Raw genomic sequence first — 23,092 nt, forward strand, 5'->3', positions numbered from 1 at the left:
GTGGAATTATACACCAAGTTCTGATGGAAAAAGGTGGTGAACACACACATGCAAATTACGGATGTCAGACTCCGCCGTGTTAACTCGGAAGGGAGAATGAAGGCTATCGCATCCATTACCATCGATAACGAATTCGTCGTTCATGACATTCGCGTCATTGATGGGAACAACGGAATGTTTGTTGCTATGCCGAGCAAGCGGACTCCTGACGGAGAATTCCGTGATATCGCCCACCCGATCTCTTCCGGTACTCGTGAGAAGATTCAGGCTGCTGTTTTGACTGAGTATGACCGCGCTGCAACTGAGGAAGAAGTCATTGAAGAAGGTGCCTGAGAACATTATTGGGGTTCGAAGGAAAAGAGAGCCATGTCTTATGGCTCTCTTTTCTTTTTGACCGGAATAAGATATATTCAGTATTGAGTTTATTCAAACAGGAACATTTAGCAGCTTTATTGCTGGAAAATGTTGAAGGAAACATTAGCGCAGCGTGCGCTTGGTGACAGGGCGGCATCTTAAGAGTCATTGGGATTCGGTTAAGGCTCGCAGGTACACGGCGTATACATATAGGTCACGATTTGCTCGTGTCCGCGTTGTTACGTGTGATAACAGAGACAGTAGGCGATGAACAAGACCGGCTTCAGGCCGGCTGAACGATACTTATCAGGGATGATCCATTAAGGTGAGTCTTCCGGATGGGGTTTTCAGAACAGGAGGTCGTGAAATTTGAAACGAATGGCAATTGTACTTGCTGCAGGGCAAGGCAAACGAATGAAATCTAAATTGTACAAAGTACTGCATCCCGTATGCGGTAAACCTATGGTAGCTCATGTGCTGGATGCAGCTCTACGCGCAGGCGTTGAGCGCAGTGTAGTCGTGGTCGGTCATGGTGCCGAAGCGGTGCAGTCATTTTTGGGTTCCAAAGCAGAGTATGCACTTCAGGCTGAACAATTGGGAACGGGTCACGCGGTGAAGCAAGTGAAGTCTTTGCTTGGAAGTGAGCAAGGCTCTACTATAGTCGTCTGTGGAGATACACCACTGGTAACCAGTGAAACGCTGGAAGGTCTGATGAAGCTTCATGAGAGTCGCGGAGCTGCTGCAACCGTACTAACGGCTCAATTGGACAATCCAAAAGGTTACGGCCGCGTCATTCGCGGAGAAGACGGTTCTGTACAACGCATTGTGGAACAGAAGGACTGCAACGAGCAGGAAGATGCTGTGAAAGAAATTAACACAGGGACTTACTGTTTCGATAATGCGAAATTGTTTGCTGCACTGGAGAAAGTGACCAACCAGAACGCCCAAGGAGAGTACTACCTGACAGATGTTGTTGGGATTTTCCGTAACGATGGTGAAGTGGTTGAAGCTTATATGTCAGATGATATCGCGGAATCCATCGGAGTTAATGACAGGCTTGCTCTGTCCCAAGCAGAAGCATATATGCGTGAACGTTTGGCTGTAAAACATATGTTGAACGGTGTTACGATCATTGATCCGTCATCGACATATATCGGAGCGGATGTTACGATTGGATCAGACACGGTATTATATCCGGGAACCATTCTGAAAGGGACAACTTCCATTGGTGAAGCTTGCCATATTGGTCCTCAGGCCGATATTGAAGACAGTGTTATTCAGAACGGTGTGACGATTAAACATTCCGTGTTGTCCCAGGCCGAAGTAGGCGAAGAGACAACGGTAGGACCATTTGCTTACCTGCGTCCTGGCACCAAGCTGGGCCGGAAAGTAAAAATTGGTGACTTTGTCGAAGTGAAAAATGCTACAATTGACGAAGGATCCAAAGTATCACATCTCAGCTATATTGGGGATGCTAAAGTAGGGAAGAACGTAAATGTTGGATGCGGGGCAATAACGGTTAATTATGATGGATATAATAAAGCTGTAACGAAAATCGAAGATGATGCGTTCGTAGGCAGCAATGTCAATCTGATTGCACCGATCACGGTAGGAAAAGGCGCTTATGTGGTTGCCGGCTCAACCGTTACACATTCCGTTCCGGAGAACGATCTGGCTATTGCTCGTCCTCGCCAGGAGAACAAACCTGGTTACGCGGAGAAAATTCGCGGACGTGCCAAAGCCAAGAAACAAAATGCCAAACCCGAATAAGGGGTATTGATATTCTGATTGCCTCCCGATCTTCGGGAGGTGCCGACATGTCGCAGACGCTTATAGATTCCAATGAACCAGCACGGAGGGTTTTTATTTTATGACTTATTTTGATTCGAAATTAAAAATATTTACTTGCAATTCTAACCCCAAGCTTGCCCATCAAATTGCTGATTATATCGGAATTCCTATGGGTGAATCTCACACAACCAGCTTCAGTGATGGTGAGATTCAAGTGAAGCTCTCCGAGAGCGTTCGGGGCTGTCACGTATACATTGTGCAGTCCACTTGCTTGCCGGTTAACGACAACCTGATGGAGATGCTCGTCATGATTGATGCACTTAAACGGGCATCAGCCAAGACAATTAACGTTGTAATTCCGTATTACGGTTATGCACGGCAGGATCGTAAGGCACGTTCGCGTGATCCAATTACGGCGAAACTGGTAGCCAATCTGATCGAAAAAGCAGGAGCTACCCGCGTGATTGCGATGGACTTGCATGCCATGCAAATCCAGGGCTTTTTTGATATTCCAGTGGATCATCTGCTTGGTGTGCCGATTCTGGCTCAATATTTCCGCTCCAAACAGATTGAAAATCCGGTCGTTGTATCCCCTGACCACGGTGGTGTAGTTCGTGCACGGAAATTGGCTGATTTCCTGAATGCACCTCTGGCCATCATTGATAAACGTCGTCCGGAGCCGAATGTAAGTGAAGTTATGAACATTATCGGTAACATTGAAGGTAAAACAGCGATCCTGATCGATGATATCATCGATACGGCAGGAACCATTGTGTTGGGTGCAAATGCACTGATGGAAGGCGGCGTGAAGGAAGTATACGCATGCTGTACTCACCCGGTATTGTCCGGACCAGCGATGGAGCGTTTGGAGAATGCACCACTGAAAGAAGTTATCGTAACGGATACGATTCCAATCACGCATGCCAATCCGACAAGCAAACTTAAAGTGTTGTCTGTAGCACCTTTGCTCGGGGAAGCCATTATCCGGGTTCATGAGGAATTGTCAATCAGCAAGCTGTTTGAAATTGAATAAGGATGTCTGCACAAAGTAGTAGAGGGGTTACGTTTTCCGGTCGAACGGAAAATGTAACCCCTGTCGGCGTGCCATTATAACGATGCATGGAGAGGCCGGATGATTAATATCCTGGCCGTGAAATGAAGCGAAAACGCCGCCGATGAAAAAGAGTGTCGGCAATTTCGACAAATTGATTATCGAAACGTGTAATCAATCCGATCTCAATATGGGTGTCGCGATCATATACCTGTACGGGTACATGGTATTCGAGATGATAGATAAAATCACTATGTTGAGTCAGCTGTCCGTTATCTTCGCGCAAAACCCGCTCACCTTCCTGGGTTAATAAGATAATAATCGTGAAAATTACAGTAAATAGGAAGTTCACTTTCTTGATATTATATGAAATATAACATTCGAAGTCTATGCCTCACCTCATGTGATCCGAAGGAGGGAATACGATGAAGTGGATTGTCGGCCTGGGTAACCCGGGCTCAAACTATGCCAAAACACGACATAATATTGGCTTTATGGCACTGGACCAACTGGCCAGTCGTCATGGGATTTCCATCACTCAGAGCAAATGCAAAGCGTTAATTGGAGAAGGAAATATTGGCGGTGTGAAAACCGTGTTGATCAAACCCATGACATTCATGAATCTGTCCGGTGAATCAGTACGGGCATATATGGACTTTTACAAAGTCAGTCTGGAAGATCTGATTGTCGTTTATGATGACATGGACACGGAGATTGGCAAAGTCAGACTGCGTTATCAAGGTAGCGCTGGCGGCCATAATGGAATCAAATCCATTATTCAGCATACCGGCACACAGCAATTCAACCGTGTACGGATGGGCATTTCTCGCCCGGAACCTGGACACGCCATTGTTGATTATGTACTGTCTACATTTATGAAAAAAGAGAAGGAAGCGCTCGAACATACCATTGAGCAAACCTGTGATGCTTTGGAGCATAGCCTAGATCATACATTTGAGCAGACAATGGCTAAGTTTAACGGGTAATACTTGTTGGAAGGCATGCTGGGAAAAATGATCAAAACCGGGTTCAATTCAGTCATAATGGGCATACTGGACGTATAAACCATGTTCAGGAGGCATAAACATGTCAGTGAATTATGTGTGCAGGCACTGCCGTACCTTTATTGGCCGAATCGATTCTGCCCGAATATCAGAAGAACAGTTGGGCTTTCATTTCTTGACCCCCGACGAGCGGAGGGATATAATAGCGTATAATTCCGGTGGGGATATTACCGTTCGGATTACATGCGATTATTGCAAAGAAGCGCTTGAACTCAATCCTGAGCTCAGCTTACTGGCGAGCCCGCTTCAATAATAAGCCTGGTTCGCAGCGAAGATGGACAACAGATGATGGGGGCCGCGGAATACCGCTCCACCTTTATAGCCTTGGCAGCCTGCTGAGGCTTCTTTTCAATTTGGGAATGAAAATGCTCATGACGGAATTTAGGCTAATTGAATGAACCTGATGTGGTAATGAAGCGAGTAATCCGATATGATGAAACAGGACAAAAAGGAATTTGTATCCAATTTAAAATGATAATACTGCGCTTTGGCGTGAACTAATCAAGTAAGTTATAAGAGAGGTGCCCCTTTTGTTACAAGCACTTATACAGGCTTTTTCCAAAGATCCCGATTTTGGATCCATTACTGCCGGTATTACGTCCGGTATGAAAGAGCAGCTGGTCTCAGGATTGTCCGGATCAGCGCGCCAGATCATGCTGGCAGCTCTGCACCAAGAGATGAACCGACCACTGCTCGTCGTTACACACAATATGTTTTCCGCACAAAAAATCGCAGAAGATTTACAGGAAGCGCTTTCACCAGATCAGGTGCTGCTCTATCCTGCGAATGAACTTGTAGCCGCTGAAGCCGCTGTTTCCAGTCCGGAAACACTGGGTCAGCGTATTGATGTGTTAGTTCGCTGCGCCCAAGGCTTTAGGGGCGTTGTTGTTATTCCATTTTCCGGCGTGCGGCGTTATGTCCCTCTTCCGGAAGTGATGGCAAATGCTCAGATTACCATCAAACAAGGGAATACTCTCGATCTGGACTCGTTCCTTCTGGAGATGGTGAAGCTTGGATATGAACGTGTAGAACGGGTTGAATCTCGCGGCGAGATGAGCGTGCGCGGAGGAATTATCGACTTTTATCCAGTGACATCGTCCATTGCTTATCGGGTGGAATTGTTTGACGATGAAATTGACTCCATACGAACATTCGACCCAGCGGATCAACGCTCCATTGAACGTATCGATGACGTTACGGTGCTGCCGTGCAAGGAATTGATTGCTGACCGCGAACGTATGGAGAAGGCTGCGGATGAAGCTGTCGTTTTACTGGAAAAACAGCTGGAGAAAATGACTGACCGCCAGGCCAAGCTGCGTCTCCGTGAAGAAATTCACCGGGAGATTGAGTTGCTGCGTGAGCATGTGTATTTCTCTGAAATGTATAAATATATATCACCGCTCTATCCGGAGCATAAAACCATTTACGATTACATGCCGGAGGACACGCTTCTTGTTCTGGACGAACCTGCACGGCTGGCTGAAACGTCCAAGCAGCTCGACCGGGATGAATCGGAGTGGAACCTGCATTTGATGCAAAACGGAAAGACACTGCCTGATCTTCATTTGTCAGCAGATGGGGATGAGCTGTTATATGAACGTCCATTCCAGACGCTGTTTATGTCGATCTTCTTGCGTCAGGTTCCACATACACAACCTCAAAACATTCTGAATTTTATCAGTCGGGGCATGCAGGATTTCCACGGACAGATGAATGTGCTTAAGGCCGAGATGGAGCGCTGGCAGAAAGCCGGAGTGCATGTGCTTATGCTGGCGAGCGGTGAAGAAAGACTCGATCGTATGCGGAGAGTCCTCATGGACTACGATATACCGGAACCGGAAATGCTTATCGGTAACCTGCAGACCGGATTCGAACTGCCGTCCATTCATTTAGCCGTCGTAACCGAAGGTGAGATGTTCTCCCAAAAGCAGCGCAAGGCACGCAAACAAAGCCGTAATGTAGATAATGCAGAACGGATTAAATCGTATAGTGAGCTGAAGGTGGGCGATTATGTTGTCCATCAGAACCACGGGATTGGTAAATATTTAGGCATTGGTACGCTTGAGGTTGGCGGTATTCATAAGGACTATATGCATATTCTCTATGCTGGTGGGGATAAACTGTCGGTACCGATCGAACAGATCGACCTGATCCAGAAATATGTCGGGTCAGAAGAGAAAGAGCCCAAGATCTACAAGCTGGGTGGTAACGAGTGGACACGGGTTAAAAATAAAGTTCGTTCATCTGTACAGGATATCGCTGACGATCTGATCAAGCTCTATGCGGAGCGTCAGACCTCAAAAGGTTTCGGCTTCGAGAAGGACTCTGCCGAGCAGCAGGAATTTGAGGCCATGTTCCCTTATGATGAGACTCGTGACCAAGTCCGTGCGATCGAAGAAATTAAAAAGGACATGGAACAAAATCGTCCCATGGACCGTCTGCTATGTGGAGACGTCGGTTACGGAAAAACCGAGGTTGCCATTCGTGCTGCTTTCAAAGCGGCTATTGAAGGCAAACAGGTTGCGGTACTCGTTCCGACCACGATCTTGGCACAGCAGCATTATGAGACATTCCGTGAACGTTTCTCGGGATATCCATTCAATATTCATGTTCTTAGCCGCTTCCGTTCCCGTAAGGAACAAAATGAGACGGCCAAAGGCATTAAAAGTGGTACGGTCGACATTGTTATCGGTACGCACCGGTTGTTATCGCAGGATCTGGTATTCAAGGATCTAGGACTGCTTATTGTTGATGAAGAGCAGCGCTTCGGTGTAACCCATAAGGAGAAGCTGAAGAAGCTGAAAACAAACGTGGACGTGCTCACACTGACGGCTACACCAATTCCGCGTACCCTCCACATGTCCATGCTGGGAGTCCGTGATCTCTCGGTTATTGAAACACCACCAGAGAATCGTTTCCCGGTGCAGACCTATGTCGTGGAACATAGTCAGGCGCTTGTTCGGGAAGCCATTGAGCGGGAACTGGCACGTGGGGGTCAGGTTTATTATTTGTATAACCGTGTTCAAGGGATTCAGGAGATGGCTGCCGAAATTGCTGATCTGGTTCCTGGAGCCAAAGTGGGCGTGGGCCATGGACAGATGTCGGAGACAGAGCTGGAGAAAACCATCCTGGACTTCCTCGATGGCGAATATGATGTGCTCGTAAGCACAAGCATCATTGAGACAGGGGTAGATATCCCGAATGTAAATACCCTGATTGTTCATGATGCAGACAAAATGGGCCTTTCCCAGCTGTACCAGCTGCGTGGGCGCGTTGGACGGTCCAATCGAATTGCCTATGCGTACTTTACGTACCAACGGGATAAAGTGCTGACCGAGGTTGCAGAGAAACGTCTGCAGTCTATTAAGGAGTTTACCGAGCTGGGGTCGGGATTCAAAATTGCGATGCGAGATCTATCGATCCGCGGAGCAGGGAACCTGCTGGGAGCAGAGCAGCACGGCTTCATTGCCTCAGTCGGATTCGACCTGTATTCTCAGATGTTGGCCGAGGAAATCAATAAACGCAAAGTCACCATGCTCGGGGAGGAGCCGGTACCTTCCGATCAATGGAACACCACGCTCGATCTCAGCATCGATGCCTACTTGCCGGGTGATTATATCTATGACAGTATACAGAAGATTGAGATTTACAAAAAAGTGGCGGTTATTGCCTCTTTCGACGATGCCATGGAGCTGGAAGACGAATTGGTTGACCGATTCGGCGACCTTCCGGAAGCTGTCATTAATCTTATGGCTGTAGCCAGATTGAAAGTGTACGGGAAAATGTACGGAATTGAGTCCATTACGCAGCGTGGTGACGACCTTACCGTGAAATTCTACGAAGGCCGTGAGCATGCGTTTGAGCTCTCGAAAATTGCGCACATTGGAAATCAGTTCGAAAGACGTGTACAATTTGAACAAGGACCCCATATGCTTATTCATGTCAAAGGCAAAGGGCTTGGGGACAAGCAACTGATGGAACTGGTAGAGAAATTTCTGGAGTCCATGAAGAGTGCTTTTAAATCAAAGGGGGAACCAAAGGATGTTACCAAAGTATAAAAAAGTAGGGAAAGTACTCTCCGTGAGTATGGTTGCAGTACTGTCCTTATCACTGCTTGCTGCATGCGGCAAGAAGGATGAAGCAGCTGCACCAGAAACTAATGATACAAGCGCTGTTGTAGCGACCTATGATGGCGGTACAATTACAGCCAATGAATTCGATATGGAGCAGCGGGTCATGAAATTCCTCTATCCGGAATATGCACAAATGATGGAGATGGACGATTTCAAGGACTACCTGGTGCGCCAGGAAGTTGCTTATGAATATTTGAGTGGCAAAGCGAGTGAAGAAGCTAAAACAGCAGGTGCCAAAACAGCAACTGAACAATTCGACAAAATGAAAGCACAAGTTCAAGCGGATCAATGGACTGAAATGTTGAAAGCTCAGAATTTGACAGATCAGAACATCAAGGATTACATGACTCGCATCATGACCGTTATCAAGGATAAAGAGACTGGCGTTACGGAAGATGCAATCAAAAAAGAATTTGATACAAACAAGGATCAGTTCACAACCGCTTCGGTTCGTCACGTCCTGATTAACTTCACGGACCCAGATACGCAAAAAGAGCGTAAAAAAGAAGATGCCTTGAAAATTGCAAAAGAAGTTAAAACGAAACTGGATGCCGGCGAAGACTTTGCAAAAGTGGCAAAAGAATACTCCGAAGATCCAGGCTCTGCAGATAATGGCGGATTGTACGAAAATACCCCTGTATCCAACTGGGTAGAAGCGTTCAAAGAAGCTGCCAAAACATTGCCAATCAACAAAATCAGTGATCCGGTTGAAACGGAATACGGCTACCACGTGATGAAAGTAGAATCCCGTACCGAAGCAGACTACAGCAAATTGACAGATGAGCAAAAAGAAACACTCAAAAGCCAATTGGCAGCAGCAGAGATCGATACGTTCATGACGAATGAACTGGATAAGATCGTGAAGGAAGTAAACCTGCCGAAGACAGACAAGGCTGAAGAAGGTGCTACGGAAGGTACTGAAGGCACAACGGGTACTGGAACTGGAACCGAAGGTGACAAATCTACAGAAACCAAAACGGACGAGTCCACAGGTACTGACGCTAAGACAGATCAAGGTACTAAAACAGAGTCCGATGCAACAACAGGCGATAGCGCAGATACAAGTAGCAAGTAAGAAACGAGCAGCAGCAAACTTACTTTCTGGACAAGTTTAGAGAAGCAAGGGGAGGACTTATGGCCTGCCCCTTGCTTCTTTTTGTACAGAAAGCAGCGTAATGGGTACATGGTCACCTTCTGCGAAGAGAACACAACTATATTCTTCAAAGTATGTATAAGGAAATGGGAACAGATGAATACTATGGTCAAGATATCACACTAAACGTTCTGGGACTTTCCTCTACCCATTAAGGAACAGTAGTTGAAAAATCTTCTCGAGAAAGTGGGGCAACATGTGAAATGAAAGCTACTGGTATTGTCCGCCGTATTGATGACCTCGGCCGTGTGGTCATTCCAAAAGAAATCCGTCGTACGTTACGAATTCGTGAAGGAGATCCGCTTGAGATTTTTGTGGATCGTGATGGAGAAGTCATTCTAAAAAAATATTCGCCGATCGGCGAACTGGGCGATTTCGCCAAAGAATATGCTGAATCGTTGTATGAGAGTACAGGTCATGTAACCATGATCTCTGACCGCGATACCATTATTACGGTAGCGGGTGGCTCCAAGAAGGAATATCTGGACAAGCAGGTAGGTCAGCTGGTAGAGAGCTGCATGGAAAATCGCAAGACCATCGTTGAGACAGGTAGTGGCTCCTATGAGATCAGCAAGGATCATGATGAAACATTATCCTCTTTCGTCATTGCACCCATCATTTCGGGTGGAGACCCTATTGGAACCGTCATTCTGTATAACAAGGATGAATCCGTGAAGATGTCCCAGATGGAAGTAAAAATGGCTGAGACAGCTGCTGGCTTCCTTGGCAAGCAGATGGAACAATAAACAGCAGATCAACTCCTGGTGCCTTTCCGGCAGACAGGAGTTTTTTTGCATTTAAAAAGGCTGAATTAAGAGTGGATAGAGGGAACTTCAACAGAAGGTTAGTCTGCGCGGCTTCAGGCAGGTATAATAGCAAAGTATGCTTACTGGATATAATCGCTTGGATAACTGTAGGAGGGACTTATGAAACAGCCGTCTACTACTGGCTCAAGATTGCTGCAGGGTGCATTTGTGCTTGGCCTTGCTGCCATTATTTCTAAAATCATCGGTGCTTTTCAAAAGATTCCGTTACAGAATCTAGGGGGCGACGGTGTTTTTGGCATTTATAACACGGTATATCCGTTCTATATGCTTATTATTACGATTGCTGCCGCCGGACTGCCTGTTGCCGTATCCAAATTTGTAGCCGAACAACATGCGCTGGGGAGGCCGGAGGAGGGTAAACGGATTATCCGTCTGTCTTCCATGCTTCTTGGAGGCATCGGATTAATCCTGGCCATACTGATGTACATTGGTGCACCACTTATAGGTCATCTGATTGGTAATGGACATGTCATTCCTTCGATTCGGGCTGCAGCGCTTGCACTGCTATTTGTCCCGCTAATGACTGGACTTCGTGGATATTTTCAGGGTTTACAGCAGATGGTGCCGACCGCTGTGTCACAGGTCGTAGAGCAGACAATTCGTGTAACGGTAATGATTGTGCTGCTGCTATGGCTGATGAAGCAGGATGCATCGCTGGAGACCATTGCTGCCGGAGCCATGTTGGGTTCTGTTGCCGGTGGAATCGCAGGATTACTCACCATGCTCGCCTATATGTACGGTAGGCGGCGAAAGAGCAGGAAAACGGGTCTATCCCAAGAAGTGATGGAAGGCTTGCAGAGATCGGAAGCCAGGGAGGGACAACTACAGCAATGGACAAAAAAAGGAGTTCGACCGGAGATGCTCCCCACCAATGGTCAATGGATTCGAACCTTGCTGGTATATGCCATTCCCGTCTGTCTGGGCTCGATCGCTGTACCTCTGATGAACCTGGTGGATACCTTCACGGTGCCCCGGCTTCTAAGAAGTGAAGGGTTGGATGAGGTCGAATCCATGGTGTCGTTCGGAATTTACAATCGGGGGTTGCCTCTTGTACAGCTCGTGACGATGCTTGCTACGTCGCTATCGGTGCTGTTCATTCCGGCAATGGCCGAAGCTCGCCTGAAGGGCGGGCCGGAAGCCGTCAGGCAGCAGGCAAGCATCGCGCTGCGCTGGTTCTGGTTAATCGGTCTGGCTGCATCCGCTGGTCTGGCGGTGCTGGCAGAACCGATCAACCGCATGCTGTACGGTGATGCCGCAGGCACCGAAGCTCTGCGGTATATGGCGCTGACGGCGGCGGGCAGCACCGTCAGCATCATTGCGGCGGCGCTGCTGCAGGGCCTCGGCGCCGTGCGCGCACCCGCATTCAGCATGCTGGCCGCCGCAGGCGTCAAGGCGCTGCTGAACGTCATGCTTGTGCCCGCGCTGGGCATCAGCGGCGCGGCCCTGGCAGGCGCAGTCGCCTATATGCTGGCGGCTGGCCTGAATGTGGCCCTGCTGGCGCGGCGTACCGCGATGCGCCCTTCCACTGGCGCCGTCCTGGTGAAGCCGGCGCTGGTGATCGCCGCCATGAGCGCGGCGGCGGCAGGCATGGCCTGGGCTGCCGGAGCGGTACTCGGCGGCATGGGCATCGCGGCCGATCGCAGGCTGGCCGCGGTAGGCATAAGCCTGCTTGGCATAGCGGCAGGCGCAGCCGTGTTCTTGCTGGCGTCAGCGCGTACTGGGCTGCTGACCGCCACAGATCTGGCCGCGATCCCGAAGCTTGGACCGCGCCTGGCCAAATGGCTTCGCAGGCTGCATGTCCTGCGGTAGCCCTGTCTCACCCTTTTACGTGTGAAATTATTGGATATCCACGGATTCTGTTATAATACGTGTAATTATAGAGCGCTGTTCTGCGTATGTTCCTCATGTCGATGTAACAATGGGAGGCATTCTGCAGAATGGTTCGGATGGAGGCTTGAAAATGAGCGCAGCAGCTTTGACCGTCGTTGGTCTTGGATCAGGAGATGCAGATCAGCTGACAGTAGGTATTATCAAGAAAATGAAACAAGCGGCTACGCTGTATGTCCGCACATTGGATCATCCTGTGCTGAATGATCTGAAGCAGGAAGGGCTGGAGATGACATCATTTGATGCAATCTACGAGGCGAAAGCATCGTTCCCGGAGGTCTATGACGAGATTGCGAGTCGCCTTATTGAGGCTGCCCGTCAGGGAGAGCCGGGAACCGAGATTGTCTACGCTGTGCCAGGCCATCCGATGGTGGCAGAGGCGAGTGTACGGCTGCTTAAGGAACGCTGCCCGCAAATGGGGATCTCACTTCGTGTCATGGGGGGAGAAAGTTTTCTGGATGAAGCCTTTATCCGTCTCGGATTTGATCCCATTGAAGGCTTCCAACTTCTTGATGCAAGCAGCCTGAGCACGGAACTAGTGCAGCCTCAGCTGCATACCTTGATCGGGCAGGTTTATGATGTGTTTACTGCGTCTGATGTGAAGCTATGCCTGATGGATGTATATCCAGATGACTATCCGGTATTTGTTGGGCACGCCCTCGGCGTACAGGATCAGGAGATCATTCACAAGGTACCGCTTCATGAGCTCGACCGGATTGAAGGTTACGGAAACCTCTCCCTCATTTACGTGCCGAAAAACACGGATGATGCCCTGCGACGCCGCTCTTTTGCAAGGTTGCATGAAATCGTTAATATACTTCGCAGCCCGGGTGGATGCCCATGGGATCAGGAGCAAACCCATCAGTCGATTCGCAAGAACCTGATTGAAGAGACGTATGAGGTCATTGAAACGATCGATGAAGATGACCCTGATCACATGAAAGAGGAGCTTGGGGACTTGTTGCTGCAGATTCTGCTGCATTCCCAGATGGAAGAGGAAGTGGGCACCTTCAATGTGTATGATGTCATTGAAGGGCTTAACGACAAGCTCATTTTCCGTCATCCTCATGTATTTGGCGAGCATCAGGCCGAGAATGCGAATGAAGCACTGCAGAACTGGGAACAGATGAAGGCAGAGGAGAAGAAGCGTAAAGGGACCGATCAACAGACCGTTTCGGTGCTGGATGGTATTCCCCGCGATTTGCCTGCCTTGATGAAAGGGTACAAGCTCCAGAAGAAAGCAGCCAAGGTTGGTTTTGACTGGGATGATGTGAATGGCGTATTTGCCAAGATTGAAGAAGAACTGGCAGAACTGAAAGAAGCAGTGCGTAGCAATCAATCGGCCGAAGAGCGGAAGCTGGAACTGGGCGATTTGCTGTTTGCTACGGCGAATGTGGCTCGTTTCATTGATACAGACCCGGAGGAAGCTCTTGCCGCTACCAACCGCAAGTTCACTCAGCGCTTCCAATATATCGAGGAGCGGCTTCGTGAACTTGGACGGACACCTGCAGATAGCAACGTCGAAGAAATGGAGCAGTTCTGGCAAGCGGCGAAGAAGGCTGGACTGTAACAGGGTAGACCAAGTAAACTGTTCAAATATCCTTGTTCCATGTTTTTCAATGGTATGATATGCTTATACGAACATGTGTTCATGTTTGGATTAGAGTTAATCCTGATTGATCGGACAACATTCCGGGTATTGGACTTAGACTTTCCATAGGCACAGGTTCATCATCAGCCAAAAAAAGTCGCTGGCCGAGGCAGGAATTCAGAATCCAAGCCAGAATACATGTGTAGTAACCTTGCGCGAAAGCCACGGCAGTCAGGCGGATTGCCAGGATTCGCAGATACTTTCTTTTTAATTTGGGAGGCTTTTAAAAATGAACAAAACAGATCTGATTAACAACATTTCCACCAAAAGCGGTTTGACTAAAAAAGACGTTGAGTCCGTATTGAACGGCTTCTTGGGAGAAATTACAGATGCACTCGCAAGCGGAGACAAAGTACAACTGATCGGCTTTGGCACTTTTGAAACCCGCAAACGCTCCGGTCGTACCGGACGTAACCCACAAACAGGGAATGAAATCGTTATTCCTGAGTCCACTGTTCCTGCATTCAAAGCAGGCAACAAACTTAAAGAAGCCGTAAAATAATGCGTCTTGATAAATTCCTGAAGGTCTCCCGGCTGATTAAACGCCGCACTGTGGCCAAGGACGTCTCCGAACAGGGACGTGTTCTGATTAACGGACGTGAAGCGAAGCCAAGCGCTGCTGTTAAAGTGGGCGATGAGCTGACGGTTCAGTTCGGTCAGAAGCTGGTCACCGTGAAGGTGGAACGTCTTGCTGAGAGCACCAAGAAGGACGAGGCGAGCAGCCTCTATACCTTGGTTAAGGAAGAGCCGATCGCCAAGGATAACGGGCTGAACTGGTAATCATCGGCCCGATATGCTCTTTTATGAATGAAAGTAAGTGAGATAGAAGCACCTTTCCTATATAGGAAGGGTGCTTTTGTGTTTGCATAGGCAGAAGCATTTCCTTCATGATCCCTGGTTCTATTCCCGCCTTCGCCTCCATAAGCTAGGTGTAAGAAGGAGGGGTACATGCCATGGTTGAGCACGGTAAACCGAAACAGCATCATTTGAGCATGCAAAATCGCAAACTGCTGGATCTGACAGGTGTCTCCAATGTAGAGAGCTTCGACAGTGAGGAATTTTTGCTGCAGACTGAACTTGGGCATCTGACCATCCGGGGGCACAATTTACATATCAAAAACTTGAGCCTGGAGGAAGGTTTGCTATCCATTGAAGGTACAGTCAGTTCTCTGCAATATCTGGACCCCGGTTCCCAGAACAAGAATAGTAAAGGCCTGTTCGGCAAGATGTTCCGATGAGTCTGGACACGCAGTGGATCACATTAACATGGATGCTGTTGTCGGGAATCGTAATGGGTATGGCCTACGACAGTTACCGGGTACTGTCCGGTCAGCTGCGCTTCCCGAGATGGAGCATGCACACGCTTGACCTGTTGTACTGGGTTGCTTCCGCGCTGTTCGTTTTCCGGATGCTGTATGCCGGAAACCACGGACAGCTGCGGTTTTATGTCTTTTTGGGGCTAATTATAGGGGTTTGCTTCTATTTTTGGCTTTTAAGTGTTACAACCCAGCGTTTTGTGGTAATGTTAATTAAACTCGCAAGAACACTTATTCATTGGTGTGGACATATCCTTAACATCCTGTTCGTTATGCCAGCGAAGGGACTATACAAGCTAGTTCGCGTGATATTGGGTTTTGTGCTCGCGATACTGATATTCCTGGGCAAGCTGGTATTGCAATGTTTGGTACCTTTCGGCAAGTTGTTCCGCTGGATGTTTAGGCCGCTCCTGAAGCATTGGGTAACGCCCCGTTGGATGATCCGTGCGGGTTCAAGTATTGCAACGATATGGAAACGCTGGTTTTAAGGAGGTCCAAAAATGGGTAAAACACCTGTGGGGAGATCTGCAGCCCCAACAGGCCAAGGGAAATCTGCCGGCGCAAGAAGACGCCTCATGCTCTGGATGACATTCGTCGTTGTATTTGTCATTTGGGCAGGATATACGTTCCTTGTACAGAATGCACAGATTTCGGACAAGAGTTCGCAATTGGCCGCACAGCAGGCTTCGAAGGAAGAGACGCAGAAGAAGCTGGATCAGTTGAAGTATGAAGTCAGTCGGTTGAAGGACCCTGAATACATAGGACAGCTGGCGCGGAAAAAAGGCTATTACTTGCCTGAAGAGACGCCAATCCAGGTTGAAGAGTCAGGGAACTGATGAAATTAAGCTCATGACTGAGCAAGAATTATTATCCATATATCTGAAGCCGTTATACTGTAAAAAATAGGCTCCCCTGCGGGGTAGAGCTCTGTTGACCTTGGTTTGCGGCATAAGGTATAATTACATTTAGCACAGCATTGATTTTGGCATCTAAAAAATCGGGTTGTATATTTTTAAGGGAGGATCATTTTATTCTATGGCAATTGAAGTGGGCACCAAGTTAGAGGGCAAGGTGACAGGCATCACGCATTTTGGAGCATTTGTGGATCTGTCAGGAGGTGTCACGGGTCTCGTTCACATCTCGGAAATCGCCGACAATTATGTCAAAGATGTCAACGACCACCTGAAACTTAATGACGTCGTTACAGTGAAGGTCATCAACGTTGACAAGGATGGCAAAATCGGACTTTCCATTAAGCAAGCTGTTGACAAACCGGTTGAGCAACAAACACAATCCAGACCCCCAAGAGCTCCAAGACCGGAACGCAGTGGAGGAGATCGCGAACGATTCAGCGGTGGAGGCCCAAGTGGCGGCCAAGGCCGTGGCGGCGGCGGTGGATTTAACCGCGACCGTGGAGGCCGTTCTTTCAAGCCCGCAGCAGGCAAACCTTCATTTGAGGATAAAATGTCACGCTTCCTGAAAGATAGTGAAGAGCGGATCTCTTCGCTCAAGAAGAACACAGAGGGCAAACGCGGAGGCCGTGGAGCCAAGCGCGTGTAATCTGTATCAACCTGATTTAAAATATAAGAAAAGCCGTTAACCCGTAAGGGTCGACGGCTTTTTTGCGTTTTATCCTTTTTTTCTTTTAGTCTGTTGGTTGCGCATATTTTTTGGGTTTTACCGTCGCCTATGCGCGTTCCACTGGATTCCTGGCTTTTCTTGTAAAGTAGTGCTCCACAGATGCACTTTTTTCGCACAAGGACCATAGGAAATAAGAACATTTGTCGTCTACCATTTTTTACCGACATGTTTCCATGCCATTCCGCAGGTATCCCGTTCAATTCAAGTTAAAGGCAGAACAAATGCCATTCAAAATAAGACAACCCCGTCCTCGGTGAATCAGGTTGTAGAGGATGGAATGACAATAAGGCCGGGGGTTTCGCTCCTCCGCGCCAGGCTTGTTTCTTTTGTCGTAAACTTTTTGAACCCTGTCCACCTATTGTGACAAACTACGTCTTCTAATCTATCTATAATCAGAACCATCGAGAATGAAACACGAAAACAAATAATCGAATGGGGTGCCTTGGGATGATGGAAAAGTGGAATGTCATTCAATTTCCGGGAATGAAAGCTGGTAAAGGGAGTACAGAAGCTCGGGAGGAGCTGTCCGTACGTCTCAAACAGTGGATTACCTCCCGCAAGGCTGTCCAGTTCGTTGCTGCACGCAAATGGGTGCTGCTCCTTACATTTATGGGATTTTTATTAGGGAAGGCTATGATCCTGAATGAATTATCGCCCTTTGCAATTGCCTACTTCGCGGTGATTGCCTTCATGCGAAGGGATTACATTATTCCCGTTGGGGCCGCTTTGCTGGCGGGGAGTCTATTTGCTCCGTTTCCGGTTCCACTTATCGTTGCGTCTGAGATGGCGATCTTCTATCTCTTGTTCAGAGGGCTGGAGTCTTATGACCGTGCTGAATTATCTTATGCACCAACAATGGTGTTTACGACTACTTTTATGGTCAAGTTATTCGCAGTCGTCATTGGGCCGTCTTTCAGCTGGTACGCGATGTTAATGCTCACGATGGACTCCGTACTCAGCTTCGTGCTTACCCTGGTTTTTATACAAGCCATACCGATTTTTACGTACCGCAAAAAGAAATTCAACCTAAAGAGCGAGGAGATCCTCTGCCTGATCATATTGCTGGCCTCCGTTATGACAGGCGCGGTGGGCTGGACCATTCAGTCCCTTTCCGTGGAGCATATGCTCTCTCGTTATTTAATTCTGATCTTCGCGCTGGTGGGCGGAGCCCCCCTTGGGGCATCCGTTGGGGTCATTACGGGACTGATTTTGAGTCTCGCTGACATGTCCGCCGTATACCAAATGAGTTTGCTCGCTTTTGCTGGGATGCTGGCGGGTATGCTAAGAGAGGGCAAACGTGCAGGCGTTGCACTGGGGATGCTGCTCGGCTCATCCATTCTATCCATTTATCTGGGCGGTCCAGGTGACGTGATGAACTCCTTATGGGAGACGTGCGCAGCCATTGTTCTTTTCATGCTTACACCTAAAAGCATGATGGCGGCCATATCCAAATATGTGCCAGGTACACAGGATCATACCAAATCGCAGCATGAATATGCGAAGCGAATTCGGGATATCACGGCAGAACGGGTAACCCGCTTCTCGCAGGTATTCCGCCAGCTTTCCCGCAGCTTCGATCAGATGTCCGGTACGGGGGAACCGGTACAGAACGAAGGCGGCATGGAGCATTTCATGAATGCGGTAGCAGAGGGAACGTGTGCAGGGTGCTTCAAACGTGCACAGTGCTGGGATGCAAAGTTTATTCAAACCTATAAATACATGACGGATGTGATGAGTTCCATTGAGGCCAACCCGGAGATGTCGGGCAAACAAATTCCTGTGGAGTGGAACAGGGTATGTGCCAAACCGGAGGAGGTGCTCGAGGTTATGCGTGCCCAGTACGGGCTCTACCAGCATAATATGCAGTGGAAGCGTCAGATTGTGGACAGCCGGCAGCTGGTTGCCGAGCAATTATCCGGAGTATCCCAGGTGATGGAGGACCTGGCCAGAGAAATCCAACGGGAAAGTGAGGAGATGGTACAGCAGGAGGAACAGATTCGGGATGCGCTGGAGTCGCTGGGCCTATCCATTCATTCGATTGAGATTATCAATCTGGAAGCAGGCAATGTGGAAATCGAGATTGTTCATGCCTATACGAGGGGATTTGATGAATGCCGGAAGATGATCGCGCCGCTGATTTCGGATGTTCTGGACGAGCATATTGCTGTTCTTCATGAGACGATGACGGATCCGCGTCAGGGTCTGGCAACCGTTACCTTTGGATCAGCCAAAACCTATGAGGTGACTACAGGGGTAGCTGCGGCTGCCAAAGGGGGAGATTTGTTATCCGGGGACAGCTTCAGCACGGTTGAACTGGGGAATGGTACCTTTGCGGTGGCACTTAGTGATGGTATGGGCAACGGGGAACGTGCGCGCATGGAGAGCAGTGCCGCGTTAAATATTTTGGAACAGCTGCTTCAATCCGGCATGGATGAGAAGCTGGCGATCAAGTCCGTGAACTCTGTGCTGATGCTGCGCTCACCTGAAGAGATGTATGCCACGGTGGACATGGCTCTAATCGATGAATATACGGCAGAGACCACATTTATGAAAATCGGCTCAACTCCGAGCTTTATTAAACGCGGACAGGAAGTTATTCAGGTATCGGCCAGCAACCTGCCCATTGGCATTATTAAAGATATCGAAGTGGATCTGGTCACGGTACAGCTTCAACCGGGCGATATATTGATTATGATGACGGATGGGATTTATGATGCCCCAGGGTATGCCGTCAACAAGGAGCTATGGATGAAACGTCTCATTCAGGAGATTGATAGTGACGATCCGCAGGAGGTAGCGGACTGCCTGCTAGAGAGCGTGATTCGATATCAGCAGCATGAGATTTTGGATGATATGACTGTCGTTGTAGGCAAAGTAGAGCACTACCGTCCGGAATGGGCCACATTGCGAGTACCGGGCATTAACCGGATGGAGCGTCCCCGTACAGTAAGTTAATTGCATCGTTCTCTGTTTGAAGTCTCTTCATTCTGGCAATGCTAGTCATAGAATTGGAGAGTAACGAAAAACGGAGGGATTTCGGATGAAGCAGATCTTGTTGATCACCGACGGTTGTTCTAATGTAGGTACAAGTCCGGTACTGGCAGCAGCGGAAGCCCGTGAAGAGGGAATCACGGTCAATGTGGTTGGTGTGATCGATTATGGAACCATTGGTGAACTGGGCAGCCGGGAGATTGAGGATATTGCGAAAGCCGGAGGGGGGATCAGCCAGATTGTCGGCACAAGGCAGCTTGCCCATACGATGCAGATGATGACAAGGAAAACGGTGGTTCAGACCATTCAGCAGGCGGTTAATAGAGAGTTAACACAAATTTTGGGAGAGAAGGTGTCCAAAACCGTAACAGACCTTGAACCTGCACAGCGTGCTCAGGTGGTAGAAGTAATAGATAATCTGGCTGAAACAGCCCCTCTTCAGGTAATCCTGTTGATCGATGTAAGTGCAAGCATGAAGCCGAAGCTCGCTGCGGTTGAAGAAGGAATCCGGGATTTGATGTTGAGCTTGCAGTCGCGTGTAGGGCAGAGCAAGCTCTCGGTCTTTCATTTCCCGGGTCGCCATAGTGGAGAAGAGGCTGTGATGGATATCAACTGGACATCGGATCTAGGCAGTGTCCGTTCGCTGTTTGGACGTCTGCAGATGAAAGGTGCGACCCCGACAGGTCCTGCGATTCAGAAGGTGATTGATTTTTACCGTTATGGTACACTGGAGGGACAGCAGGAAATAGAAGGGAACTATCGCATTGAAAGAGAAGGGATGCTCGGTGACAACGTTGTCTGATGCCTCTTTCCCGCCAGGAACAGTAATTACGGGAAAATGGAATCGCAGCCGTTATACGATTCGCAAGCTGCTGGGCAAAGGCGCCAACGGCATCGTTTTTCTTGTCCAGCGGGGTGAGAATGGCAAGCACTATGCACTTAAGATGGGATTTGATCCATTTGATCTGCAATCAGAGATCAATGTGCTCAAATCGTTTCAGCTACAGCGTAATCATGAGGCCCTGAAGCAAAGTGGTATTCCTTCCTATCTCAAGGATGTGGACGATTATGCCATTCAGGGACGGGACATTCCCTTTTATGTGATGCGTTATGTTCGGGGTGAAGCTCTTCACCACTTCATCAGGCGTCAAGGGACGGACTGGACACTGCTGGTTGGGCTTAGACTCTTGCAGAAGCTGGCACAATTACATCAGGCGGGATGGGTGTTTGGTGATCTTAAGCCTCAGAACGTACTGGTATCCGATTTTGGTCAAGTGGAGCTCATTGATTATGGTGGAGTAACGTCGATTGGACGAAGTGTGAAACAGTTTACCGAATGGTATGATAGGGGCTTCTGGAATGGCGGAAGCCGAACAGCAGATGGCACCTACGATGTTTTTGCTTTTGCCCTGTTACTGATTCATGTATTGGAGGGTGAAGCACTCAAGGCGCTGGCTGCCGAAGGATTGCCACAACTGCGGAGTGTCAATCAGCTCACGGCCCTGGTGGAGCGGAGCGAAAGGCTCCGACCTTTTCGTAACTGGACGATTCAGGCCCTTCGGGGACAGTTCCGGGATGCCGGACATGCAGCCAAGGCCTGGAAAGACATGATGGCCCGGCCTACACCTCTTCGCCGGCGTTCATCAAGCACTACACCACGCTGGCTTAAAAATGCATTCGCTGTATCGGTTATATTACTTATTGGGGTACTCATCTATGCACTGCGTTTTTAATTTTTACAGGTGCATATACATAACGCAAGGAATGAGGAACAGGTATGGAGGCTTTACGCTGGAACGAGCTGGTGAATCATGTGCTGGAGGCAGCGGAAGAGCATCAGTTATGGGTTCCCGGGGATCGGATCATTGTCGCAGTATCGGGCGGACCGGACTCGGTGGCTTTTTTGCATATTATGCATGAGATCAGTACGAGACATGTCCCGCTGGAACTGGTCTGTGCTCATGTACATCACGGATTCCGCGCAGAATCCGATGAAGAAGCCGAAATGGTCGGGAAAATGGCAGCACAGCTGAATATTCCTTTTGAATGGGTGAAGGCCGATATTCCTTCCTATATGAAGCTTACAGGGAAGGGATCACAGGAAGCAGCACGCGATAGGCGGTATGCATTCCTGCATGAGGTAGCTGATAAATATGGTGCAGCAAGCATTGCTCTGGCACATCATGCGGATGATCAGGCAGAGACCGTTATGCTTCATTTATTACGTGGCAGCGGGTTAACCGGACTGTCCGGAATGAAGTTTAAACGCCGTGAAAAAAATGTGGAACTTATTCGTCCATGTCTTCGTATAAACAAGACAGACCTTGTAGAAGCTTGTAATACTCAGGGATTTCTGTACTTTAATGATGCAAGCAATTCCCAGCGTAAATATCGGCGCAATGCCATTCGCTTGGATGTGCTTCCTTATTTGGGGCAATATAATGGACAGCTCACGCCGTCTTTGAATCGGCTTGCCGAAATTGTGGGCGATGAAGACGATTTCATGGAGCAAGGTGCATATGACGCATACAGGTGTCTAGTGCAGGTGAACGGCGGAAGGCAAACCTTTGAGGTGCCTTCCTTTTTGAAGTTACATGTCGCTTTACAACGAAGGTTGATTAAACTAATATTGAATTATCTGCCTTTGGACAGTGATTTTGTCGACTTTACCCGTATCGAAACCATTCGCCGCAAGGTGATAGAGCCTTATGCGAAGACCTGGAGCCTAGATTTAGGACAGACACTTGCTTGTACCCGGGAGTATGATCTGGTTTCCTTTGGCTTACGGACAGACGTACAGGATCAATCTTTCGAGTATCGTCTCGTGCAATGGAACGGAACTTATGAGCTTTCACTCAGGGAGATTGACCGATATCTTCGGATCGTTCCTATGAGTCCCGAGGACTATCTTGTACCGGAAACGGCTGATCAGGCCGCATTTGATGCGGATCAACTGCTCATGCCGCTGGTTGTGCGTTCGCGGTTACCTGGAGATACCATGAAAGTCATGGGATTAAACGGAAGCAAAAAGGTGAAAAATATTTTCATCGATGAAAAAATCCCCCCCTCTGTCCGTCCGCGTATTCCCGTGGTTTGTGACGGAGCAGGCAACATTGTCTGGTTGCCGGGTGTTCGCCGGTCGAGTATTGCACCGGTGAAGGAGGATACTTCCGCCATCCTGTACATGACTGTAGGCAATTCAGCGATTCAGGGGTAGTGGTTATGGTTCAGGT

Annotated in this window: 21 protein-coding genes; 20 read left to right on the forward strand and 1 reads right to left on the reverse strand. The window is 48.6% G+C overall.

The window, feature by feature from the left end; genetic code table 11:
• Window positions 1-48 precede the first annotated feature (48 nt).
• From spoVG to AC3RCI_RS00200, 3 genes are all read left to right on the forward strand, one after another.
• Window positions 49-333, forward strand: coding sequence for a septation regulator SpoVG (gene spoVG, locus AC3RCI_RS00190; RefSeq protein ID WP_017691372.1), 285 nt, complete (start codon window positions 49-51; stop codon window positions 331-333).
• Window positions 334-732: 399 nt separating this feature from the next.
• Complete coding sequence (gene glmU, locus AC3RCI_RS00195; RefSeq protein WP_492529761.1) at window positions 733-2,124, forward strand: bifunctional UDP-N-acetylglucosamine diphosphorylase/glucosamine-1-phosphate N-acetyltransferase GlmU; 1,392 nt, start codon at window positions 733-735, stop codon at window positions 2,122-2,124.
• A 100-nt stretch (window positions 2,125-2,224) separates the two neighbouring features.
• Entirely contained in the window at window positions 2,225-3,178 is a 954-nt protein-coding gene (locus AC3RCI_RS00200; protein WP_017691370.1) for a ribose-phosphate diphosphokinase, read from the forward strand.
• Window positions 3,179-3,281: 103 nt separating this feature from the next.
• Here the strand turns inward: AC3RCI_RS00200 and AC3RCI_RS00205 are convergent, their stop codons facing one another.
• Entirely contained in the window at window positions 3,282-3,482 is a 201-nt protein-coding gene (locus tag AC3RCI_RS00205; RefSeq protein WP_024633712.1) for a hypothetical protein, read from the reverse strand.
• 139 nt (window positions 3,483-3,621) lie between these two features.
• Between AC3RCI_RS00205 and pth the strand changes: the two genes are divergently transcribed.
• The 17 genes from pth (at window position 3,622) to tilS (ending at window position 23,076) form a co-directional block, all read left to right on the forward strand.
• Window positions 3,622-4,182 carry an aminoacyl-tRNA hydrolase gene (gene pth, locus AC3RCI_RS00210; protein WP_336784354.1) on the forward strand — a complete coding sequence of 187 codons (561 nt, stop codon included), beginning with the start codon at window positions 3,622-3,624 and terminating at the stop codon, window positions 4,180-4,182.
• Between the two features lie 100 nt (window positions 4,183-4,282).
• Window positions 4,283-4,513, forward strand: coding sequence for an anti-sigma-F factor Fin (fin, locus tag AC3RCI_RS00215; RefSeq protein WP_095293355.1), 231 nt, complete (start codon window positions 4,283-4,285; stop codon window positions 4,511-4,513).
• A gap of 277 nt (window positions 4,514-4,790) precedes the next feature.
• Complete coding sequence (gene mfd / locus AC3RCI_RS00220; RefSeq protein ID WP_492527267.1) at window positions 4,791-8,318, forward strand: transcription-repair coupling factor; 3,528 nt, start codon at window positions 4,791-4,793, stop codon at window positions 8,316-8,318.
• On the forward strand, window positions 8,302-9,468 hold the full coding sequence (locus AC3RCI_RS00225; RefSeq protein ID WP_492527268.1) for a peptidylprolyl isomerase: 1,167 nt from the start codon (window positions 8,302-8,304) through the stop codon (window positions 9,466-9,468). Before mfd ends, AC3RCI_RS00225 begins: the two co-directional genes overlap by 17 nt.
• Window positions 9,469-9,749: 281 nt before the next feature.
• Complete coding sequence (gene spoVT / locus AC3RCI_RS00230) at window positions 9,750-10,292, forward strand: stage V sporulation protein T (RefSeq protein WP_095293358.1); 543 nt, start codon at window positions 9,750-9,752, stop codon at window positions 10,290-10,292.
• Between the two features lie 180 nt (window positions 10,293-10,472).
• On the forward strand, window positions 10,473-12,182 hold the full coding sequence (locus AC3RCI_RS00235) for a putative polysaccharide biosynthesis protein (protein WP_492527269.1): 1,710 nt from the start codon (window positions 10,473-10,475) through the stop codon (window positions 12,180-12,182).
• A 151-nt stretch (window positions 12,183-12,333) separates the two neighbouring features.
• Window positions 12,334-13,830: a bifunctional methyltransferase/pyrophosphohydrolase YabN gene (yabN, locus tag AC3RCI_RS00240; RefSeq protein ID WP_336784350.1), complete on the forward strand. Its 1,497-nt coding sequence runs from the start codon at window positions 12,334-12,336 to the stop codon at window positions 13,828-13,830.
• A 310-nt stretch (window positions 13,831-14,140) separates the two neighbouring features.
• Window positions 14,141-14,413 (forward strand): HU family DNA-binding protein, encoded by a 273-nt coding sequence (locus AC3RCI_RS00245; protein ID WP_017691362.1) that lies wholly within the window; start codon window positions 14,141-14,143, stop codon window positions 14,411-14,413.
• Entirely contained in the window at window positions 14,413-14,691 is a 279-nt protein-coding gene (locus tag AC3RCI_RS00250) for an RNA-binding S4 domain-containing protein (RefSeq protein ID WP_095293361.1), read from the forward strand. Before AC3RCI_RS00245 ends, AC3RCI_RS00250 begins: the two co-directional genes overlap by 1 nt.
• Window positions 14,692-14,864: 173 nt before the next feature.
• Entirely contained in the window at window positions 14,865-15,149 is a 285-nt protein-coding gene (yabP, locus tag AC3RCI_RS00255; RefSeq protein WP_095293362.1) for a sporulation protein YabP, read from the forward strand.
• A complete protein-coding gene (gene yabQ, locus AC3RCI_RS00260) occupies window positions 15,146-15,715 on the forward strand; it encodes a spore cortex biosynthesis protein YabQ (protein ID WP_127540864.1) in 570 nt (189 codons plus the stop codon). Before yabP ends, yabQ begins: the two co-directional genes overlap by 4 nt.
• 12 nt (window positions 15,716-15,727) lie before the next feature.
• On the forward strand, window positions 15,728-16,063 hold the full coding sequence (locus AC3RCI_RS00265) for an FtsB family cell division protein (RefSeq protein WP_127540866.1): 336 nt from the start codon (window positions 15,728-15,730) through the stop codon (window positions 16,061-16,063).
• A 199-nt stretch (window positions 16,064-16,262) separates the two neighbouring features.
• Window positions 16,263-16,787 (forward strand): S1 domain-containing RNA-binding protein, encoded by a 525-nt coding sequence (locus AC3RCI_RS00270; protein WP_095293365.1) that lies wholly within the window; start codon window positions 16,263-16,265, stop codon window positions 16,785-16,787.
• A 528-nt stretch (window positions 16,788-17,315) separates the two neighbouring features.
• Window positions 17,316-19,823 carry a stage II sporulation protein E gene (spoIIE, locus tag AC3RCI_RS00275; RefSeq protein ID WP_170948307.1) on the forward strand — a complete coding sequence of 836 codons (2,508 nt, stop codon included), beginning with the start codon at window positions 17,316-17,318 and terminating at the stop codon, window positions 19,821-19,823.
• Between the two features lie 85 nt (window positions 19,824-19,908).
• Window positions 19,909-20,661 carry a vWA domain-containing protein gene (locus AC3RCI_RS00280; RefSeq protein ID WP_095293366.1) on the forward strand — a complete coding sequence of 251 codons (753 nt, stop codon included), beginning with the start codon at window positions 19,909-19,911 and terminating at the stop codon, window positions 20,659-20,661.
• Entirely contained in the window at window positions 20,645-21,592 is a 948-nt protein-coding gene (locus AC3RCI_RS00285; protein ID WP_154896920.1) for a protein kinase domain-containing protein, read from the forward strand. Before AC3RCI_RS00280 ends, AC3RCI_RS00285 begins: the two co-directional genes overlap by 17 nt.
• 44 nt (window positions 21,593-21,636) lie before the next feature.
• Window positions 21,637-23,076, forward strand: coding sequence for a tRNA lysidine(34) synthetase TilS (gene tilS, locus AC3RCI_RS00290; protein ID WP_492527270.1), 1,440 nt, complete (start codon window positions 21,637-21,639; stop codon window positions 23,074-23,076).
• The last annotated feature ends 16 nt before the right edge of the window (window positions 23,077-23,092 follow it).

The sequence above is a fragment of the Paenibacillus sp. MT124 genome, from assembly GCF_058792755.1.

What these genes read in the sequence shown, in the direction of transcription:
- spoVG (WP_017691372.1), top strand. Translation starts at nt 49, where the DNA reads ATGCAAATTACGGATGTCAGACTCCGCCGTGTTAACTCGGAAGGGAGA.
- glmU (WP_492529761.1), top strand. Translation starts at nt 733, where the DNA reads ATGGCAATTGTACTTGCTGCAGGGCAAGGCAAACGAATGAAATCTAAA.
- AC3RCI_RS00200 (WP_017691370.1), top strand. Translation starts at nt 2,225, where the DNA reads ATGACTTATTTTGATTCGAAATTAAAAATATTTACTTGCAATTCTAAC.
- pth (WP_336784354.1), top strand. Translation starts at nt 3,622, where the DNA reads ATGAAGTGGATTGTCGGCCTGGGTAACCCGGGCTCAAACTATGCCAAA.
- fin (WP_095293355.1), top strand. Translation starts at nt 4,283, where the DNA reads ATGTCAGTGAATTATGTGTGCAGGCACTGCCGTACCTTTATTGGCCGA.
- AC3RCI_RS00225 (WP_492527268.1), top strand. Translation starts at nt 8,302, where the DNA reads ATGTTACCAAAGTATAAAAAAGTAGGGAAAGTACTCTCCGTGAGTATG.
- spoVT (WP_095293358.1), top strand. Translation starts at nt 9,750, where the DNA reads ATGAAAGCTACTGGTATTGTCCGCCGTATTGATGACCTCGGCCGTGTG.
- AC3RCI_RS00235 (WP_492527269.1), top strand. Translation starts at nt 10,473, where the DNA reads ATGAAACAGCCGTCTACTACTGGCTCAAGATTGCTGCAGGGTGCATTT.
- yabN (WP_336784350.1), top strand. Translation starts at nt 12,334, where the DNA reads ATGAGCGCAGCAGCTTTGACCGTCGTTGGTCTTGGATCAGGAGATGCA.
- AC3RCI_RS00245 (WP_017691362.1), top strand. Translation starts at nt 14,141, where the DNA reads ATGAACAAAACAGATCTGATTAACAACATTTCCACCAAAAGCGGTTTG.
- AC3RCI_RS00250 (WP_095293361.1), top strand. Translation starts at nt 14,413, where the DNA reads ATGCGTCTTGATAAATTCCTGAAGGTCTCCCGGCTGATTAAACGCCGC.
- yabP (WP_095293362.1), top strand. Translation starts at nt 14,865, where the DNA reads ATGGTTGAGCACGGTAAACCGAAACAGCATCATTTGAGCATGCAAAAT.
- yabQ (WP_127540864.1), top strand. Translation starts at nt 15,146, where the DNA reads ATGAGTCTGGACACGCAGTGGATCACATTAACATGGATGCTGTTGTCG.
- AC3RCI_RS00265 (WP_127540866.1), top strand. Translation starts at nt 15,728, where the DNA reads ATGGGTAAAACACCTGTGGGGAGATCTGCAGCCCCAACAGGCCAAGGG.
- AC3RCI_RS00270 (WP_095293365.1), top strand. Translation starts at nt 16,263, where the DNA reads ATGGCAATTGAAGTGGGCACCAAGTTAGAGGGCAAGGTGACAGGCATC.
- spoIIE (WP_170948307.1), top strand. Translation starts at nt 17,316, where the DNA reads ATGATGGAAAAGTGGAATGTCATTCAATTTCCGGGAATGAAAGCTGGT.
- AC3RCI_RS00280 (WP_095293366.1), top strand. Translation starts at nt 19,909, where the DNA reads ATGAAGCAGATCTTGTTGATCACCGACGGTTGTTCTAATGTAGGTACA.
- tilS (WP_492527270.1), top strand. Translation starts at nt 21,637, where the DNA reads ATGGAGGCTTTACGCTGGAACGAGCTGGTGAATCATGTGCTGGAGGCA.